The organism is Pseudomonas sp. GW821-FHT09E04 (assembly GCF_059416185.1).
In genome coordinates this window covers 722,941-741,603 of sequence record NZ_JBWKOR010000002.1, presented here as the reverse complement: position 1 = coordinate 741,603, position 18,663 = coordinate 722,941, and the positions used below count along the sequence as shown (strand labels likewise).

The 18,663-nt window shown below is 60.2% G+C and carries 19 protein-coding genes; 10 read left to right on the top strand and 9 right to left on the bottom strand.

What is annotated here, in order from left to right; all coding sequences use genetic code 11:
• Positions 1-133 precede the first annotated feature (133 nt).
• The 4 genes from AC07N4_RS09850 (at position 134) to AC07N4_RS09835 (ending at position 4,296) form a co-directional block, all read left to right on the top strand.
• Positions 134-1,165: an amino acid ABC transporter substrate-binding protein gene (locus AC07N4_RS09850; protein ID WP_096819182.1), complete on the top strand. Its 1,032-nt coding sequence runs from the start codon at positions 134-136 to the stop codon at positions 1,163-1,165.
• 65 nt (positions 1,166-1,230) lie between these two features.
• Positions 1,231-2,412, top strand: coding sequence for an amino acid ABC transporter permease (locus AC07N4_RS09845; protein ID WP_102619510.1), 1,182 nt, complete (start codon positions 1,231-1,233; stop codon positions 2,410-2,412).
• A gap of 10 nt (positions 2,413-2,422) precedes the next feature.
• Positions 2,423-3,520 carry an amino acid ABC transporter permease gene (locus AC07N4_RS09840; RefSeq protein ID WP_096819186.1) on the top strand — a complete coding sequence of 366 codons (1,098 nt, stop codon included), beginning with the start codon at positions 2,423-2,425 and terminating at the stop codon, positions 3,518-3,520.
• Between the two features lie 11 nt (positions 3,521-3,531).
• On the top strand, positions 3,532-4,296 hold the full coding sequence (locus tag AC07N4_RS09835; protein WP_008080191.1) for an amino acid ABC transporter ATP-binding protein: 765 nt from the start codon (positions 3,532-3,534) through the stop codon (positions 4,294-4,296).
• A gap of 52 nt (positions 4,297-4,348) precedes the next feature.
• Here AC07N4_RS09835 and AC07N4_RS09830 read toward each other — a convergent pair whose 3' ends face one another.
• Positions 4,349-4,837: a type II toxin-antitoxin system MqsA family antitoxin gene (locus AC07N4_RS09830; RefSeq protein ID WP_085711682.1), complete on the bottom strand. Its 489-nt coding sequence runs from the start codon at positions 4,835-4,837 to the stop codon at positions 4,349-4,351.
• Positions 4,834-5,142 (bottom strand): type II toxin-antitoxin system MqsR family toxin, encoded by a 309-nt coding sequence (locus tag AC07N4_RS09825; protein ID WP_085711681.1) that lies wholly within the window; start codon positions 5,140-5,142, stop codon positions 4,834-4,836. Before AC07N4_RS09825 ends, AC07N4_RS09830 begins: the two co-directional genes overlap by 4 nt.
• A 166-nt stretch (positions 5,143-5,308) precedes the next feature.
• Between AC07N4_RS09825 and AC07N4_RS09820 the strand changes: the two genes are divergently transcribed.
• The 5 genes from AC07N4_RS09820 (at position 5,309) to AC07N4_RS09800 (ending at position 9,863) form a co-directional block, all read left to right on the top strand.
• On the top strand, positions 5,309-5,968 hold the full coding sequence (locus AC07N4_RS09820) for a FadR/GntR family transcriptional regulator (protein ID WP_096819192.1): 660 nt from the start codon (positions 5,309-5,311) through the stop codon (positions 5,966-5,968).
• The gene (locus AC07N4_RS09815; RefSeq protein WP_493065318.1) at positions 5,958-7,262 is read left to right on the top strand and encodes a CynX/NimT family MFS transporter; all 1,305 of its coding nucleotides are present in this window, start codon (positions 5,958-5,960) and stop codon (positions 7,260-7,262) included. The genes AC07N4_RS09820 and AC07N4_RS09815 overlap by 11 nt, the downstream gene beginning before the upstream one ends.
• Positions 7,263-7,362: 100 nt before the next feature.
• Positions 7,363-7,836, top strand: a complete 474-nt coding sequence (locus AC07N4_RS09810) for a nuclear transport factor 2 family protein (protein WP_085608154.1) — start codon at positions 7,363-7,365, stop codon at positions 7,834-7,836.
• A gap of 39 nt (positions 7,837-7,875) precedes the next feature.
• On the top strand, positions 7,876-8,178 hold the full coding sequence (locus AC07N4_RS09805) for a GIY-YIG nuclease family protein (RefSeq protein WP_493065319.1): 303 nt from the start codon (positions 7,876-7,878) through the stop codon (positions 8,176-8,178).
• A 749-nt stretch (positions 8,179-8,927) separates the two neighbouring features.
• Positions 8,928-9,863 carry a glutathione S-transferase family protein gene (locus tag AC07N4_RS09800; protein WP_493065320.1) on the top strand — a complete coding sequence of 312 codons (936 nt, stop codon included), beginning with the start codon at positions 8,928-8,930 and terminating at the stop codon, positions 9,861-9,863.
• Between the two features lie 31 nt (positions 9,864-9,894).
• On the opposite strand, the gene AC07N4_RS09795 is transcribed toward AC07N4_RS09800, so the two are convergent.
• Entirely contained in the window at positions 9,895-10,245 is a 351-nt protein-coding gene (locus AC07N4_RS09795; protein ID WP_273541209.1) for a glutaredoxin family protein, read from the bottom strand.
• Positions 10,245-11,249 (bottom strand): nucleoid-associated protein YejK, encoded by a 1,005-nt coding sequence (gene yejK / locus AC07N4_RS09790; protein WP_007957356.1) that lies wholly within the window; start codon positions 11,247-11,249, stop codon positions 10,245-10,247. The genes AC07N4_RS09795 and yejK overlap by 1 nt, the downstream gene beginning before the upstream one ends.
• 396 nt (positions 11,250-11,645) lie before the next feature.
• On the opposite strand from yejK, the gene AC07N4_RS09785 reads away from it, so the two are divergent.
• On the top strand, positions 11,646-11,927 hold the full coding sequence (locus tag AC07N4_RS09785; protein WP_003221909.1) for an HU family DNA-binding protein: 282 nt from the start codon (positions 11,646-11,648) through the stop codon (positions 11,925-11,927).
• Between the two features lie 123 nt (positions 11,928-12,050).
• Here the strand turns inward: AC07N4_RS09785 and rlmF are convergent, their stop codons facing one another.
• The 5 genes from rlmF to AC07N4_RS09760 form a co-directional block, all read right to left on the bottom strand.
• Positions 12,051-13,073 carry a 23S rRNA (adenine(1618)-N(6))-methyltransferase RlmF gene (rlmF, locus tag AC07N4_RS09780; protein ID WP_102619516.1) on the bottom strand — a complete coding sequence of 341 codons (1,023 nt, stop codon included), beginning with the start codon at positions 13,071-13,073 and terminating at the stop codon, positions 12,051-12,053.
• Between the two features lie 131 nt (positions 13,074-13,204).
• Positions 13,205-16,051, bottom strand: a complete 2,847-nt coding sequence (locus tag AC07N4_RS09775; RefSeq protein ID WP_096819202.1) for a valine--tRNA ligase — start codon at positions 16,049-16,051, stop codon at positions 13,205-13,207.
• A gap of 134 nt (positions 16,052-16,185) precedes the next feature.
• Positions 16,186-16,581 (bottom strand): DNA polymerase III subunit chi, encoded by a 396-nt coding sequence (locus tag AC07N4_RS09770; protein ID WP_192559852.1) that lies wholly within the window; start codon positions 16,579-16,581, stop codon positions 16,186-16,188.
• An 8-nt stretch (positions 16,582-16,589) separates the two neighbouring features.
• A complete protein-coding gene (locus AC07N4_RS09765) occupies positions 16,590-17,018 on the bottom strand; it encodes a DNA polymerase III subunit chi (RefSeq protein ID WP_096819206.1) in 429 nt (142 codons plus the stop codon).
• A gap of 60 nt (positions 17,019-17,078) precedes the next feature.
• Positions 17,079-18,569, bottom strand: coding sequence for a leucyl aminopeptidase (locus AC07N4_RS09760; protein ID WP_096819207.1), 1,491 nt, complete (start codon positions 18,567-18,569; stop codon positions 17,079-17,081).
• Positions 18,570-18,663: the final 94 nt, after the last annotated feature.

Below are 18,663 nucleotides of genomic sequence, written 5' to 3'. Positions count from 1 at the left end.
TTCTCCTACTAGACTCATAGCGAAGGTCCTGCGTCGGTTGACCCCATAAAAAGCCAACACGGGTCAACAACGCCTCAAAAGGGTGCGACTGGACTCAAGCTCCGACACAACAAGAGCAAAACTGGAGGTTTGAATGAAGATGTTGAAATCCACTCTGGCGGTCGTGACTGCTGCAGCAGTCCTCGGCGTCAGCGGGTTCGCTCAGGCGGGTGCAACCCTGGATGCGGTACAGAAGAAAGGTTTCGTGCAGTGTGGCGTCAGCGACGGTCTGCCGGGCTTCTCCGTACCGGATTCGACCGGCAAGATCCTCGGCATCGACGCCGACGTCTGCCGTGCCGTGGCCGCTGCCGTGTTCGGCGATGCGACCAAGGTCAAGTTCAGTCAGTTGAACGCCAAGGAGCGCTTCACTGCTCTGCAGTCCGGCGAGATCGACATCCTGTCGCGCAACACCACCATGACCAGCTCCCGTGACGCGGGCATGGGCCTGAAATTCCCTGGCTTCATCACTTACTACGACGGCGTGGGCTTCCTGGCCAACAACAAGCTGGGCGTGAAAAGTGCCAAGGAACTCGACGGCGCGACCATCTGCATTCAAGCCGGTACCACCACCGAGCTGAACGTGTCCGACTACTTCCGCGCCAACGGCCTGAAGTACACCCCGATCACTTTCGACACCTCCGATGAAAGCGCCAAGTCGCTGGAATCCGGTCGTTGCGACGTGCTGACCTCCGACAAGTCCCAACTGTTCGCCCAGCGCAGCAAGCTGGCCTCGCCGAAGGACTACGTGGTTCTGCCGGAAACCATTTCCAAGGAGCCTCTGGGCCCGGTCGTGCGTAACGGCGACGACGAGTGGCTGGCCATCGTTCGTTGGGTTGGCTACGCGCTGCTGAACGCTGAAGAAGCCGGCATCACTTCGAAAAACGTACTCGAAGAAGCCAAGTCCACCAAGAACCCGGACGTTGCCCGTCTGCTGGGTGGCGACGGCGAGTACGGCAAGGACCTGAAACTGCCGAAGGACTGGGTCGTGAAAATCGTTTCCCAGGTGGGTAACTACGGCGAAATCTTCGAGAAAAACCTCGGCAAGAGCACTCCGCTGGAAATCGACCGTGGCCTGAACGCGCTGTGGAACAACGGCGGCATTCAGTACGCACCACCAGTGCGCTAATGGTTCTATCACCCGGCGGGCCAACCGCCGGGTGATGTTCTGTTCCATTTCTTGCGGGGCACTTCATGCAAAATTCAATCGGCGCACCAAAGCAGAGGTTCAGCCTCAGCGATCCACGTGTGCGTGCGTGGCTATTCCAGATCATCACCGTTGTGGCGGTGGTCGCCATGGGCTGGTATCTGTTCGACAACACCCAGACCAACCTTCAGCACCGGGGCATCACGTCCGGGTTCAGCTTTCTGGAGCGCAGTGCCGGGTTCGGCATCGCTCAACACCTGATCTCCTACACCGAAGCGGACAGCTATGCCCGCGTGTTCGTGATCGGCCTGCTCAACACCTTGCTGGTGACCTTCATCGGCGTGATCCTGGCGACCCTGCTGGGCTTCATCATCGGTGTGGCGCGGCTGTCGCCGAACTGGATCATCAGCAAGCTGGCGACCGTGTATGTGGAAGTCTTCCGCAACATTCCGCCGCTGCTGCAAATCCTGTTCTGGTATTTCGCGGTGTTCCTGACCATGCCGGGGCCGCGTAACAGCCACAACTTTGGCGACACCTTCTTCGTCAGCAGCCGTGGCCTGAACATGCCGGCCGCGCAGATGGCCGACGGCTTCTGGGCGTTCGTGGTCAGTGTCGTGGTGGCTATCGTCGGCATCGTGCTGATGAGCCGCTGGGCCAACAAGCGCTTCGAGGAAACCGGCGAGCCGTTCCACAAGTTCTGGGTCGGCCTGGGGATCCTGCTGGTCATCCCGACGCTGTGTGCGCTGATCTTCGGCGCGCCGCTGCATTGGGAAATGCCGAAGCTGCAAGGCTTCAACTTCGTCGGTGGCTGGGTGCTGATCCCGGAACTGCTGGCCCTGACCCTGGCCCTGACCGTGTACACCGCGGCGTTCATCGCCGAGATCGTGCGTTCGGGGATCAAGTCGGTCAGCCACGGCCAGACCGAAGCGGCCCGTTCCCTCGGCCTGCGCAACGGCCCGACCCTGCGCAAGGTGATCATTCCGCAAGCGCTGCGCGTGATCATTCCGCCGCTGACCAGCCAATACCTGAACCTGGCGAAGAACTCCTCGCTGGCGGCCGGTATCGGTTACCCGGAAATGGTTTCGCTGTTCGCCGGCACCGTGCTGAACCAGACCGGTCAGGCGATCGAAGTCATTGCCATCACCATGAGCGTGTACCTGGCGATCAGTATCAGCATTTCCCTGCTGATGAACTGGTACAACAAGCGCATTGCGCTGATCGAGCGGTAAGGAATAGCGCATGAGTACTCATACTTTCAAACCCGACATGCCACCGCCGGCCAAGGTCTTCGGCCCGATGGCGTGGATACGCGCGAACATGTTCTCCAGCTGGCTCAACACCCTGCTGACCCTGTTTGCGTTCTACCTGATCTACCTGGTGATTCCGCCACTGCTCAGCTGGGCGATCTTCGATGCCAACTGGGTCGGCACTACCCGCGCCGACTGCACCAAGGCGGGCGCTTGCTGGGTATTCATCGAGCAACGTTTCGGTCAGTTCATGTACGGCTACTATCCGGCGGATCTGCGCTGGCGCGTGGACCTGACCGTGTGGCTGGCGGTCATCGGTGTGGCTCCGCTGTTCATCAAGCGCGTGCCGCGTAAAGCGGTATACGGGCTGAGCTTCCTGGTGGTGTATCCGATTGTTGCCTGGTGCCTGCTGCATGGCGGCGTGTTCGGCCTGAGCGCCGTTGCCACCAGCCAGTGGGGCGGCCTGATGCTGACCCTGGTGATTGCCACCGTCGGCATCGCCGGCGCGTTGCCGCTGGGGATCATGCTGGCGCTGGGACGGCGTTCGAACATGCCGGCCATTCGTGTGGTCTGCGTGACGTTCATCGAGTTCTGGCGCGGCGTGCCGCTGATCACTGTGCTGTTCATGTCTTCGGTGATGCTGCCGCTGTTCCTGCCTGAAGGCATGAACTTCGACAAGCTGCTGCGGGCGCTGATCGGCGTGATCCTGTTCCAGTCGGCCTACGTCGCCGAAGTGGTGCGCGGCGGTCTGCAAGCGATCCCCAAAGGTCAGTACGAAGCCGCTGCCGCGATGGGCCTCGGTTACTGGCGCGCCATGGGCCTGGTGATTCTGCCGCAAGCCCTGAAGCTGGTGATTCCCGGCATCGTCAACACCTTCATCGCGCTGTTCAAGGACACCAGCCTTGTGATCATCATCGGCCTCTTTGACCTGCTCAACAGCGTCAAACAAGCCGCTGCCGATCCGAAATGGCTGGGCATGGCCACCGAAGGCTACGTGTTCGCCGCCCTGGTGTTCTGGATTTTCTGTTTTGGTATGTCGCGCTATTCCATGCATCTGGAACGCAAGCTCGACACTGGCCACAAGCGTTAGGAGTTTTTTCGATGAGCGAAGCAATCAAAAAGCCAGTGGGCCCTGAAGGCATCATTCAGATGCAGGGCGTGAACAAGTGGTACGGCCAGTTCCACGTGCTGAAAGACATCAACCTCAACGTCAAGCAAGGCGAGCGTATCGTGCTGTGCGGCCCGTCGGGTTCCGGCAAGTCCACCACCATCCGCTGCCTGAACCGTCTGGAAGAACACCAGCAGGGCCGCATCGTGGTCGATGGCGTGGAGCTGACCAACGACCTCAAGCAGATCGAAGCGATCCGTCGTGAAGTCGGCATGGTGTTCCAGCACTTCAACCTGTTCCCGCACCTGACCATTCTGCAGAACTGCACCCTGGCGCCGATGTGGGTGCGCAAGATGCCCAAGCGCAAGGCCGAGGAAATCGCCATGCATTATCTGGAACGCGTACGCATTCCGGAGCAGGCGCACAAGTTCCCCGGGCAACTGTCCGGCGGTCAGCAACAGCGTGTGGCGATTGCTCGCGCGCTGTGCATGAAACCGAAAATCATGCTGTTCGACGAACCGACCTCGGCGCTCGACCCGGAGATGGTGAAAGAAGTTCTGGACACCATGATCGGCCTGGCCGAAGACGGCATGACGATGCTCTGCGTGACCCACGAAATGGGCTTCGCCCGCACCGTGGCCAACCGCGTGATCTTCATGGACAAAGGCGAAATCGTCGAGCAGGCGGCACCGAACGACTTCTTCGACAATCCGCAGAATGAGCGGACCAAGTTGTTCCTGAGTCAGATTCTGCATTGATATCAGATGGGTCAAACAAACCCGGCCTTGTGCCGGGTTTGTTTTTTGGGGATCAGGACACGGTGAGGGTTTCGTGTTCTTTGTGGACGGTGTGCGTGAAGCCTCTCAAGTCTGCCCCTTCACCGAGAGACTTTGCATCGGTCAGCAAGTACGGGTAACGATCCAACAGTCGCATCAGCAGTATCAGTGCTTTGGGCGGCAATATTTCGCCGCGCTCGTAGCGAGAGAAAGCGTTATGTCCACCACCCGACAATAATTGCACCGTCTCTTTTTGCGTAAGGTGCAATTTTCGACGGATACGCCTCATCTCGTCACCGATCATTTGCCTGGCAGCGAATACCAGTTCATCCCCTGCTTCCCCAAAACGTTCTGCGCTGTCAGTGTCGAAGTCCCACTCAACCTCACCGCACTTCTGGCACTCCCAGCCAGAAAGATTATCTACACGGCGCTCCATGCCTTTGACACTCAAGGTTTCGGCGCGACCCTCGAAATGCCTCATTCCCTCACGTGCACCGCAGCTGACACATTGCTGGGTTTTCATGGGTTTTTCTCCTTGAAGGAAATTACCGGTGGGCCGCCTGGGCGGTAGGTCACCTTGATGTAAATCTCCTGATCTTGTGAAGTGATGTGATACACGTCCTGCCAGACTCGATGATCGTCATAAGTGGTCATGGATTTGTACAACATCCTGTTCTGTAACTCGAAAACGATCTCTTGCATCTCTCTGAAGCTAAAGCCGAGCTTCTCACCGGATTTTGCCGAAGACCTGGTGAAGGCTTTTTTGCCAAGTCGCCTGACCTCAGCCTTGATCACCACCAAGTCGTAATGGGGTGTGTTCTTTTCCATAAGAAACCAAAACCCTATCCTTGAAATTACCCTTAAAGGGTAATTTTGACCAATCGAAAATCCCGCTTCATTTGCCTCCTGATCAACCTAGGTGGTTGCCGTCCTACACGGAGCTGACTAACATGTCAGAAAATTCATCCCATGATTGGATGAAAGGGCGAATCCTATGTCAGACATTTCTCCACTCATTAAGCGATCCCTGGTCGATCAGGCCCTGGATCTATTGCGACAGCGCATCACCGACGGCACTTGGCAGGTCGGTCAGCGCTTGCCGACCGAGCCCGAGCTGTGCGCCGAACTCGGTATCAGCCGTAACACCGTGCGCGAGGCGATGCGGGTGCTGGCGTTTTCCGGATTGATCGAGATCCGTCAGGGCGATGGCAGTTATCTGCGGGCGGTGGTCGATCCGATGGACACGCTCAAGGCGCTGTCCAAGTGCTCACTGGATCAGGCTCGGGAAACCCGGCACATCCTTGAAGTCGAAGCCATCGGTCTGGCGGCGTTGCGCCGCACCGATGAGGATCTGGCGGGCCTGCGCGAGGCGCTTGGCGTTGCCGGCAGCCACTATCACGGCGATCTCGACAGCTACATCGCCTGTGACCTGGTGTTTCACCGCCGCCTGGTGGACGCCGCGCACAACCCGACGCTCAGCGAGCTGTATCGCTATTTTTCCAGCATTGTCGGCGCGCAATTGCGCCAGACCCTGAACATCGTCCCTCGTCGACAGGAAGTCTTCGATTTGCACATCGCCCTGTTCGAAGCCGTCGAACAGCGGGATCCGGAACGGGCCAAAGCCCTGTCGAGGCAATTGATCAATGAACCCTGAAACCGAGAAAACCATGTCCCGCCCTGAAGCCGTCAACGCCCCGAAGCGCACCGCCGAACTGGAGGAGTTGCTGATCGATGCCGAGGCCGACGACGAGCAGGTGCAGCAAAGTCATCCGCTGGTACGTCGCCCATGGCTGTTGCTGTTGGGCCTGATTCTGGTGGCGCTGAACCTGCGCCCGGCGCTGTCGAGCATGGCGCCGCTGCTCAGTGACGTGTCGAAAAGCCTTGGCTTGTCCGCCGCTCAGGCGGGGTTGCTGACGACGTTGCCGGTGTTGTGCCTCGGTCTGTTCGCCCCTTTGGCTCCGGTGCTGGCGCGACGTTTCGGTGCCGAGCGGGTGGTGCTGGGGATTCTTCTGACACTGGCCGGCGGCATCATCCTGCGCAGCAACTTCGGTGAAATCGGTCTGTTCGCCGGCAGCGTGCTGGGTGGCGCGAGTATCGGCATCATCGGCGTCTTGCTGCCCGGTATCGTCAAACGCGACTTCGCCAAGCACGCCGGCACCATGACCGGTGTCTACACTATGGCCCTGTGCCTGGGCGCGGCGATGGCGGCGGGTTCGAGCGTACCGTTGAGCGAACACTTCGATCACAGCTGGGCCATGGGCCTCGGCTTCTGGGTGATTCCGGCGCTGGTTGCTGCGGTGTTCTGGCTGCCGCAAATCGGTCAGAAGCATGGTGCACACAATGTCGCCTACCGGGTGCGCGGCTTGCTGCGTGATCCGCTCGCCTGGCAGGTGACCTTGTACATGGGCCTGCAATCGTCGCTGGCCTACATTGTGTTTGGCTGGTTGCCGTCGATTCTGATTGGACGCGGGCTGACGCCGACCCAGGCCGGTCTGGTGCTGTCCGGTTCGGTGATCATCCAGCTTGCCAGTTCCCTGGCAGCTCCGTGGCTGGCCACGCGCGGCAAGGATCAGCGACTGGCGATCGTGGTGGTGATGGCACTGACCCTCGGCGGGCTGTTCGGTTGCCTGTATGCGCCGATCGAAGGGCTGTGGGGCTGGGCGATCCTGCTGGGCCTGGGGCAGGGCGGTACGTTCAGTCTGGCGTTGACCCTGATCGTGCTGCGCTCGCGCGATTCCCATGTCGCGGCGAACCTGTCGAGCATGTCCCAGGGTTTTGGCTACACCCTCGCGTCCATGGGGCCGTTCGCGGTCGGCGTGGTGCATGACTGGACCGGCGGCTGGAACGCCGTGGGCTGGATCTTCGGCATCGTCGGTGCGGGTGCGATCCTTGCCGGCCTCGGTGCCGGGCGCGCGCTTTACGTGCAGGTCGAAAGCGAAAAGGTCTGACGCGCACACACTGTCGGTATTCGGAATGCGAATGCCGATAGTGTTTCGGGCGTTTGCGGATTATCGTGCTGGCAATCTGTACCTTTCCTGGAGATTGCCCATGAGTGAAGAAGCCCACAGCGCGTTGATCACCCGTTTCTATCAGGCTTTCCAACGCCTCGACGCCGAGGCCATGGCCGCCTGCTACACCGACGACGTGGTGTTCAGCGATCCGGCCTTCGGCGAACTGCGCGGCCGCGATGCCGGCGACATGTGGCGCATGCTCACCACTCGGGCCAAGGACTTCTCCCTGACTTTCGATAACGTCCGCGCCGACGAGCGCAGCGGCGGCGCCCACTGGGTGGCGACTTACCTGTTCAGTCAGACCGGCAACATCGTGATCAACGACATCCAGGCACGCTTCGTCTTTCGCGACGGCAAGATCTGCGAACATCACGACCACTTTGATCTGTGGCGCTGGTCCCGTCAGGCTTTGGGTTTCAAAGGCCTGCTACTGGGCTGGACGCCACTGGTGCGCAACGCAGTCCGCGCCCAGGCGCTGAAAGGGCTGAAGGCATTTCAGGCGAGTCGCTGATAAGATCGCAGCCTGTTCCTCACGCGCCTTTATTTTCCCGTGACCAGCCTCAGCGAAAATCCTCTCGAAGCCGACGTTCCAGTGAGCAAATCCTGGTTCGTCTACCTCGTGCGCGCCGCCAATGGTTCGCTGTACTGCGGGATCAGCGATGATCCCGTGCGTCGCTTTGCCAAGCATCAGAGCGGCAAGGGCGCGCGGTTCTTTCTTTCAAGCCCGGCGATGGCGCTGGTTTACAGCGAGCTGTGCCGCGACAAGGGCGATGCATTGCGCCAGGAACGGTTGATCAAGAAGCTCAGGAAGAGTGCGAAAGAATGCCTGGTGGCGTCTTATCGGCCTGATTGATCAGGTGTTTGCGAGCGGTAGAAATCACTGCACGTTGAAGCGGTGTCCTCAGACAAACGACAGGCGAAAAAAAACCGCCTTTGCGGGGCGGTTTTTTCTGTAAACCTCGGTTTGCGGCCGGGTTTACTGATCTCACAGGAGACATTGACGTAGGCGGAGAATATTCCTCTTTGCGTCACTGAGCAAGCCTGAAGGCACGCCTACCCAATAAACTCAATTTTGAGTTTATTTGTTTAAGCGAAGGTTCAGAAACCCGGTTACGATCCGTCCGCTCACATGGCAGTGCAACCATTGAGGTCTGGCCGATCGGCGTAACGGTTTCATGCCCTCTGACACGGAGTTGCTCCCGTGCCGGAATGATTTTTCAGGGGGTATCACAACCGGCCGCCTCACAGGAGATATTGACGTGTCTTCCGAAGGCGTACGTGGTCCGGTAAGCGCGCTGGAGGTTTGGCCCCCAACCGGAGGCCAAAACGTATGAAGCTTTTGCTACGTACTCTGAGCCTCGTATGGAGGTCGTTCAAAGCGTTTCGCTTTTACGAGTTCCTGCGAGATCACTTCGATGACCTGATGTAAGGATTGTCGATGTGAGAACAACCGTCTCGGTTTCGGCTGAGGCGGTTTTTTCATCCTGGAGTTTTCGGTCGTCTTATCAACCTGACTGATCGGTTCCCATCAGCCGGATCCGTAGGCCGCCAACGAATTGCGCGCTAAGCTGCTGATTCACTTTCTGTGCGGCGGAGCCGAGCATGTCCGAGTTGATTCTGCATCATTACCCGACCTCTCCATTCGCCGAAAAGGCCCGGCTGCTGTTGGGTTTCAAGGGTTTGTCCTGGCGTTCGGTGCACATCTCGCCGGTGATGCCGAAACCTGACCTGACTGCCCTGACCGGCGGCTACCGCAAGACCCCGGTGCTGCAGATCGGCGCCGACATCTATTGCGACACCGCGTTGATCGCCCGCCGCCTCGAGCAGGAGAAGGCCCAGCCTTCGTTCTTCCCGGAAGGTCAGGAAATGATCGCCGCCAGTTTCGCTGCCTGGGCCGATTCGGTGGTGTTCCAGCATGCGGTGAGCCTGGTGTTTCAGCCAGAGTCGGTGGCGGTGCGTTTCGGCAAGTTGCCGCCGGAAGCGATCAAGGCGTTTCTGGCCGATCGTGCCGGGCTGTTCAGCGGTGGCAGCGCGACCAGACTGTCGGCCGAGCAGGCCAAACATCAATGGCCGACCATCATGGCGCGCCTGGAGCAGCAGTTGCAGCGCGAGGACGGAGACTTCCTGTTCGGCGAGCCATCGATTGCCGACTTCGCCATGGCGCATCCGCTGTGGTTCCTCAAGGCTACGCACGTCACCGCACCGCTGGTGGATGACTACCCTGCAGTGTCCGCGTGGCTCGGGCGGGTGCTGGGCTTCGGTCACGGTGCAGCCAGCGCCATGAGTTCCGAAGAAGCGCTGGAGGTTGCTCGCCATTTGATGCCGGCGACTTTGCCTGATGAGCAGTTTGTCGATCCGAACGGATTTGCAGCGGGTCAGCAGGTCGTGATCGCGGCTACTGATTACGGCGTTGATCCGGTCGCCGGGGAACTGGTATTTGCCGGTCGTGAAGAGCTGATCCTGCGCCGTGAAGATGAACGCGGTGGTGTGGTGCATGTGCACTTCCCGCGTTTCGGTTTCCGTATCGAGAAACGCTGAAACAAATGAGGGAGCTCAATGGCTCCCTCGTTCATTTCAGTGCAGCAAGAATTTCGTCCGGATCAAACCCGCGAATCAACGTGCCATTGACGTCGATCAGCGGAATCCCGCGCCCGCCCAGCGCTTCGTACGCCTTGCGCGCCTCGGCGTCCTTCTCGATATCGAATTCCTGGAACGCAATCCCTTTCTGATCGAGAAAGCGCTTGGTCTGCTTGCAGTAGCCGCACCAGTCCGTGGTGTACAGCACGACTTTGGCGTTGGCGCGGACCTGCTCGGACGCCATCTGCGACGGGTTGAACACCCGCTCGATCTTGCCCCAGTTCTGATAGACCACGACCACCAGCAGAACCAGTGCGACCTTTTTCAGCACATTGCCCAGCATCAGTTGCGGCGCTTCAGCTGATCGGTGAGCGAGGTTGGCAGGCCTTTGATGACCAGCGTGCCGGCTTCTTCGTCGTATTCGATCTTCGAGCCCAGCAGGTGCGCCTCGAAGCTGATCGACAGGCCTTCGGCGCGGCCGGTGAAGCGCCGGAACTGGTTGAGCGTGCGCTTATCCGCCGGGATCTCCGGCGACAGGCCGTAATCCTTGTTGCGGATGTGGTCGTAGAAGGCCTTCGGGCGTTCTTCGTCGATCAGCTCCGAGAGTTCTTCCAGGCCCATCGGCTCGCCGAGCTTGGCCTGGCTGCTGGCGTAGTCGACCAGGGTCTTGGTCTTCTCGCGGGCGGAATCTTCCGGCAGGTCTTCGCTCTCGACGAAGTCGCTGAAAGCCTTGAGCAGCGTACGGGTCTCGCCCGGGCCGTCGACGCCTTCCTGGCAGCCGATGAAGTCGCGGAAGTATTCCGAGACCTTCTTGCCGTTCTTGCCCTTGATGAACGAAATGTACTGCTTGGACTGCTTGTTGTTCTGCCACTCGGAGACGTTGATCCGCGCCGCCAGGTGCAGTTGACCGAGGTCGAGGTGGCGCGACGGGGTCACGTCCAGTTGATCGGTCACGGCCACGCCTTCACTGTGGTGCAGCAGGGCGATGGCCAGGTAATCGGTCATGCCTTGCTGGTAGTGGGCGAATAGTACGTGGCCGCCGACGGAGAGGTTCGACTCTTCCATCAGCTTTTGCAGATGCTCGACCGCGACTTTGCTGAACGCGGTGAAGTCCTTGCCGCCTTCCATGTATTCCTTCAGCCAGCCGCTGAACGGAAACGCACCGGACTCCGGATGAAACAACCCCCAGGCTTTGCCCTGTTTGGCGTTATAGCTCTCGTTGAGGTCGGCGAGCATGTTCTCGATGGCGGCGGATTCGGCCAGTTCAGAGTCACGGGCGTGCAGAACGGCGGGCGTGCCATCGGGTTTTTTGTCGATCAGGTGGACGATGCAATGACGGATCGGCATGGGCTTCTCGGCAAGTGGAAGGGAGGAGGGCGGGCTCCCCCGAAAAAGCGCCCAGTGTACCGCAACCACTGGTTTTGGCGCGGGCTGAAGGGCAATTCGGGGTCATGGGGTGGCGCTTATGCATTTATTTACCGATTTAGCGCAATAAACCTGACCATTTGGCTAGCTAGAGGCGGATATTTCCTTGTCTCTGTGCTAGTTTTGCCCGGTCTTACGCGTAGTCACTGCGTTAAGCGTGCATTCAGCATTTGTCAGGTCGAACCAAACCCTGATTTCGGCATCTATAACCCCGACTCGTCGTGGTTATCGCCGAGGGTGCCAGATCCAGAAGATCGGGCTCGATGGCTGACACTGCACTCTGCAATCCATATGAATTTGATAGGGAAGGAACACTACATGGCTCTTACTAAAGACCAACTGATCGCCGACATCGCTGAAGCTATCGACGCGCCGAAAACCACCGCGCGTAACGCTCTGGACCAACTGGGCCAAATCGTTGCTGATCAGCTGGAAAACGGCGGCGAAATCACCTTGCCAGGTATCGGCAAGCTGAAAGTGACCGAGCGTCCTGCCCGCACTGGCCGTAACCCATCGACTGGCGCTGCCATCGAAATCCCTGCCAAGAAAGTGATCAAGCTGGTTGTGGCCAAAGGCCTGACCGACGCTGTGAACAAGTAAGACGCAGCGATAAAAAAACCGTGCGCCGGAGTGATCCGGGCACGGTTTTTTTGTGCCTGCCGATTGTGTTTCAGCAGAAGTGGCGGCTGCTTTGCGATCAAGCGCCGCCCCAGTTGAAACGTATTACTTGCGAACCCAGCGTTCGCGACGCCAGATCTGCTGCTCGGACTTGGTCTGGAAGGTCCAGGCGACGAAGCGGCTCTGCTTCTGGCCCTGGGACATTTCCACTACCTGGCTTTCCAGCGCGCCGACCTTTTTCAGCGCGGTTTCGATGGCAGGCAGGTTCGAGGCTTTCGAAACCAGGGTGCTGAACCACAATACCTTGTGCGCAAAGTTCGCACTTTCGGCGATCAGTTGCGTCACGAAGCGCGCTTCGCCGCCTTCACACCACAGTTCGGCCGACTGGCCGCCGAAGTTCAGCACCGGCAGTTTGCGTTTCGGGTCGGCCTTGCCCAGGGCTCGCCATTTACGCTCGCTGCCTTTGGTCGCTTCGTCCATCGAGGCGTGGAACGGCGGGTTGCACATGGTCAGGTCAAAACGTTCGCCAGGTTCCAGCAGGCCGATCAGGATGTGCTTGCGGTTCTCTTGCTGGCGCAGCTTGATGACCTTGTTCAGATCGTTGGACTGGACGATGGCTGTTGCGGCAGCCACGGCCGTCGGGTCGATTTCCGAGCCCAGGAAGTGCCAGCGGTATTCGCTGTTACCGATCAGCGGATACACGCAGTTGGCACCCATGCCGATGTCCAGCACGTTGACGATGGCGCCGCGCGGAACCACGCCGTCGTTGTTGCTGGCCAGCAGATCAGCCAGAAAGTGCACGTAATCGGCACGACCCGGTACTGGCGGGCAAAGGTAATCGGCCGGGATGTCCCAATGCTGGATGCCGTAGAACGACTTGAGCAACGCCCGGTTGAACACACGCACCGCGTCGGGGCTGGCGAAGTCGATGCTTTCCTTGCCGTACGGGTTGGTGATCACGAACTTCGCCAGCTCCGGCGTAGTTTTGATCAACGCCGGGAAGTCGTAACGACCCTGATGGCGATTGCGCGGGTGCAGGCTGGCCTCTTTGCGCGGCTCCACGGGCTTGGCCGGGGTAGCGGAGTCAGGCTTCTTGCGCGCGGGGCGAGGTGTGCGGGGGGCGTTCATGGGCGTGGTCGATTCGGGTATGGCTGAAAGTGGCGGCTATTGTCCCACAGGGAACCGGGTTGTAGGCCGGAAAAGTGCCAGGCACAAAAAAGGGAGGCCGCACGGCCTCCCTTTTTCAGTGCGATTTGCCGTTACAGGCTGGCAATCCGCGCGTGCTGCTCGGCCAGTTTGCCCAGGGCTTGTTCGGCCTCGGCCAGCTTGGCGCGTTCCTTCTCGATGACTTCGGCCGGAGCCTTGTCAACGAAACCGGCGTTGGACAGCTTGCCGCCGACACGCTGGACTTCGCCCTGCAGACGCAGGATTTCCTTGTCCAGACGCGCCAGTTCGGCGTTCTTGTCGATCAGACCGGCCATCGGCACCAGCACTTCCATCTCGCCAACCAGTGCGGTGGCGGACAGTGGCGCTTCTTCGCCGGCCGCCAGTACGGTGATCGATTCCAGACGCGCCAGCTTCTTCAGCAGCGCTTCGTTCTCGGTCAGGCGGCGCTGGTCTTCAGCGGTGACGTTTTTCAGGTAGATCGGCAGCGGTTTGCCCGGGCCGATGTTCATTTCGCCACGGATGTTCCGCGTGCCGAGCATCAGGCCCTTGAGCCATTCGATGTCGTCTTCGGCTGCCGGATCGATGCGCTCTTCGTTGGCCACCGGCCAGGCTTGCAGCATGATCGTCTTGCCCTGAATGCCGGCCAGCGGCGCGATGCGCTGCCAGATTTCTTCAGTGATGAACGGCATGAACGGATGCGCCAGGCGCAGCGCCACTTCCAGTACGCGAACCAGCGTGCGGCGAGTGCCGCGCTGACGCTCGACCGGCGCGTTTTCGTCCCACAGCACAGGCTTGGACAGTTCCAGGTACCAGTCGCAGTACTGGTTCCAGATGAACTCGTACAGCGCTTGTGCCGCCAGGTCGAAACGGAACTGATCCAGTTGGCGGGTCACTTCGGCTTCGGTGCGTTGCAGTTGCGAGATGATCCAGCGATCCGCCAGCGACAGCTCGTAGGCTTCGCCGTTCTGGCCGCAGTCTTCGCCCTTGTCCAAAACATAGCGCGCAGCGTTCCAGATCTTGTTGCAGAAGTTGCGATAGCCTTCGACGCGGCCCATGTCGAACTTGATGTCGCGACCGGTGGACGCCAGCGAGCAGAACGTGAAGCGCAGGGCGTCGGTGCCGTAGCTGGCGATGCCGTCGGCGAACTCGTCGCGGGTCTGCTTCTCGATCTTCTTCGCCAGTTTTGGCTGCATCAGACCGGAGGTGCGCTTCTGCACCAGGGTTTCGAGCTCGATACCGTCGATGATGTCCAGCGGGTCCAGAACGTTGCCCTTGGACTTGGACATCTTCTGGCCCTGGCCATCACGCACCAGACCGTGCACGTAAACGGTCTTGAACGGAACCTGCGGCGTGCCGTCCTCGTTCTTGATCAGGTGCATGGTCAGCATGATCATCCGGGCGACCCAGAAGAAAATGATGTCGAAACCGGTGACCAGAACGTCGGTGGAGTGGAATTTCTTCAGGAACTCGGTCTTTTCCGGCCAGCCCAGGGTGGAGAAGGTCCACAGGCCCGAACTGAACCAGGTGTCGAGAACGTCGTTGTCCTGTTGCAGCGCAACGTCCGGGCCGAGGTTGTGCTTGGCACGTACTTCGGCTTCGTCACGGCCGACGTAGACCTTGCCCGACTCGTCGTACCAGGCCGGAATCCGGTGGCCCCACCACAGCTGACGGCTGATGCACCAGTCCTGGATGTCGCGCATCCACGAGAAGTACATGTTTTCGTACTGCTTCGGCACGAACTGGATACGGCCGTCTTCAACGGCAGCAATCGCAGGCTCGGCCAGCGGCTTGGTGGACACGTACCACTGGTCGGTCAGCCACGGCTCGATGACGGTGCCGGAGCGGTCGCCTTTCGGCACTTTCAGGTTGTGGTCGTCGACGCTGACCAGCAGGCCGGCGGCGTCGAACGCAGCCACGATCTGCTTGCGCGCTTCGAAACGCTCGAGACCGGCGTACTCGGCCGGAATCTTGCCGTCGATGCTGTCGTTCAGCGTGCCGTCGAGGTTGAACACCTGTGCTGCCGGCAGCACGTTGGCGTTCTTGTCGAAGATGTTCAGCAGCGGCAGGTTGTGGCGCTTGCCGACTTCGTAGTCGTTGAAATCGTGGGCCGGGGTGATTTTCACGCAGCCGGTGCCGAATTCAGGGTCGCAGTAATCGTCGGCGATGATCGGAATGCGGCGGCCGACCAGCGGCAGCTCGACGAATTTGCCGATCAGGGCTTTGTAGCGCTCGTCGTTCGGGTTCACCGCGACGGCGGAGTCGCCGAGCATGGTTTCCGGACGGGTGGTCGCGACGATCAGGAAATCGTTGCCTTCAGCGGTTTTCGCACCGTCGGCCAGCGGGTATTTCAGGTTCCACAGGAAACCTTTCTCGTCGTGGTTTTCCACTTCGAGGTCGGAAATCGCTGTGTGCAGCTTGGTGTCCCAGTTGACCAGGCGCTTGCCGCGATAGATCAGACCGTCTTCGTGCAGGCGCACGAACGCTTCTTTAACGGCTTCCGAGAGGCCGTCGTCCATGGTGAAGCGCTCGCGGCTCCAGTCCACGGACGAGCCGAGGCGGCGAATCTGACGGCTGATGTTGCCGCCGGACTGTTCCTTCCACTCCCAGACTTTCTCGAGGAATTTTTCGCGGCCCAGATCGTGGCGATTCTGGCCCTGGGCTTCGAGTTGACGCTCCACCAGCATCTGCGTGGCGATACCGGCGTGGTCGGTGCCCGGTTGCCACAGGGTGTTGCGACCCTGCATGCGGCGGAAACGGATCAGGGCGTCCATGATCGCGTTGTTGAAACCGTGACCCATGTGCAGGCTGCCGGTGACGTTCGGCGGCGGGATCATGATGGTGTAGGAGTCGCCCGCGCCTTGCGGGGCGAAGTAATTCTCGGACTCCCAGGTGTTGTACCAGGAAGTTTCAATGGCGTGCGGCTGGTAGGTCTTATCCATGCGCGGCGGGACCCTATTGGCATTTATTCAGGAAAAGCCGGGAAGTATAGCGGGGCATGGGGCGCAGGGCGAGCGGGGCGGGCCGGGTGGGGATCTAAAAGTGGGAGCAACCGTGCGACGGCTCCCACCGTCGATTATTCGTACTGGCTCAGAAGCCGTTCCATCCGTGCCTCGAGGCGACGTTTGATTTCGGTTTCGATGTGCGGGGCGAAGTCATCGATCACGTCTTGCATGATCAGTTGCGCAGCGGCGCGCAGTTCGCTGTCCAGGTGCAGCAGCGCGTCGGGGCCTTTGTCCACAGGTGCGACGGGCGCGGTGGCGGGTTTCGCGACGGTAGCGGGTGGCGGTTCGACGGCGGGTGGCTCAGTGGCGACCGAGTCGAACAGCATCGGAATCTGTTCCTGTTCACCATCATCGACCGTATCGGTCAAAAGCGGCGGTTGCAGGTTGTCATCGCCCAGCAACTGGCGGATCGACTCGAGGTCATCCAGCAAGTGCGCGGGTTTTTGCAGCGGTTTTGGAGTGTCCATCGGCGTACTCAGAGTCGCTGTAAACGGTGGTCTTGCAGAGGATAGCCCTGTTCCCGATAGAAACGGAAACTCTCCCGCGCAGCCGCACGGATCGCCGGATCTTCCACCACCACTTCCGCCACTCGGGCGAACTTGTTGGCGAAGGCCGGGACCTTCAGGTCGAGGTTGACGAGCAAGTCCTGATGCTGGCCGCAGTCATCGCCCAATCCAAGCACGATCAAACCTTCCGGTTCGCTCTCGGCCGGGCCATGGGGCACGAAGGTTTCGCCCTTGAACGCCCAAAGTCGCGCATCGAGGTCTTCGCGTTGGGCGGCATCGCTGCAATGCAGGTAGATGCGGTGGCCCATGCGCCAGGCTTTCTCGGTGAGCTTGCAGGCAAAATCCAGACGCGCCGAAGGATCGGCACTGGGCAGGATGTAGAAGTCGACTTTGGTCATTGCGGTTCCTGAGCTGAAAGCGGCGTCCCTCTTAAGAGACGCCGCTCGCAGTCATCGGTTTCAGGCTTTGGCGCGATCCAGCAGGTACTGGGTCAGCAGTGGAACCGGACGGCCGGTGGCGCCCTTGTCCTTGCCGCCGCTGGTCCACGCGGTGCCCGCGATGTCCAGGTGCGCCCAGTTCAGGTTCTTGGTGAAGCGCGACAGGAAGCACGCGGCGGTGATGGTGCCGGCCTTCGGCCCGCCAATGTTGGCGATGTCGGCGAACGGGCTGTCCAGTTGCTCCTGGTACTCATCGAACAGCGGCAGTTGCCAGGCGCGGTCGTCAGCAGCCTTGCCGGCGCTCAGCAGTTGGCCGATCAGTTCGTCGTTATTGCCCAGCAGGCCGGAGGTGTGCGCACCCAGGGCAACCACGCAGGCACCGGTCAGGGTGGCGATGTCGATCACCGCTTGCGGCTTGAAGCGCTCGGAGTAGGTCAGTGCGTCGCACAGCACCAGACGGCCTTCGGCGTCGGTGTTGAGGATTTCCACGGTCTGGCCGCTCATGGTGGTGACGATGTCGCCCGGACGCGAAGCAGTGCCGCTCGGCATGTTCTCGGCGCAGGCCAGGATGCACACCAGGTTGATCGGCAGCTTCAGTTCCAGCACGGCGCGCAGGGTACCGAACACGCTGGCGGCGCCGCCCATGTCGTACTTCATTTCGTCCATGCCGGCGCCCGGTTTCAGGCTGATGCCGCCGGTGTCGAAGGTGATGCCTTTACCGACCAGTGCGTACGGCTTCTCGGATTTCTTGCCGCCGTTGTATTGCATGACGATCAGGCGCGGCGGCTGGGCGCTGCCCTGACCGACGGCGTAGAACGAACCCATGCCCAGGGATTTGATTTTCTTCTCGTCGAGCACTTCGACTTTCAGATCCTTGAACTCTTTGCCCAGGTCCTTGGCTTGCTCGCCGAGGAAGGTCGGGTGGCAGATGTTCGGCGGCAGGTTGCCCAGGTTGCGGGTGAACGCCATGCCGTTGGCGATCGCGGTGGCGTGATTCACGGCGCGTTGCACTTCGGCTTGAGCGGCCTTGATGGTCAGCAGGGTGATTTTCTTCAGAGCGCGCGGCTCGGCTTTCTGGCTCTTGAACTGGTCGAAGGTGTATTCGCCGTCGACCAGGGTTTCGGCCAACAGGCGAGTCTTGCCGTAGCTGTCACGGCCCTTGACGATGATTTCATCCAGCGCCAGCACGGCATCGCTGCCACCCAGGCCCTTGAGGGTGTTGAGGATGCCGGCAACGATCTTGCGGAACGGGCGGTCGCCCAGTTCTTCATCCTTGCCCACGCCGACCAGCAGCACGCGTTCGGCTTTCAGGTTCGGCAGGCTGTGCAGCAACAGGCTCTGACCGACTTTGCCGGCCAGATCGCCACGCTTGAGGACAGCGCTGATGGCGCCGCCGCTCAGTTCGTCGACCTGCTTGGCGGCGACGCCGAGTTTGCGGCCTTCACCGACGGCAACCACCAGGGTGGCGGTTTTCAACGTTTCTGGGCTAACGCTTTTTACAACCAGTTCCATGTCCGGATCCCTGAATGAATGGTCAACACGCAGGCGTTCGGCGGTGTCCGCAGTCGCCTGCTTATAGAGAGAAAAGGCGCAGGCCAGCGCCTGC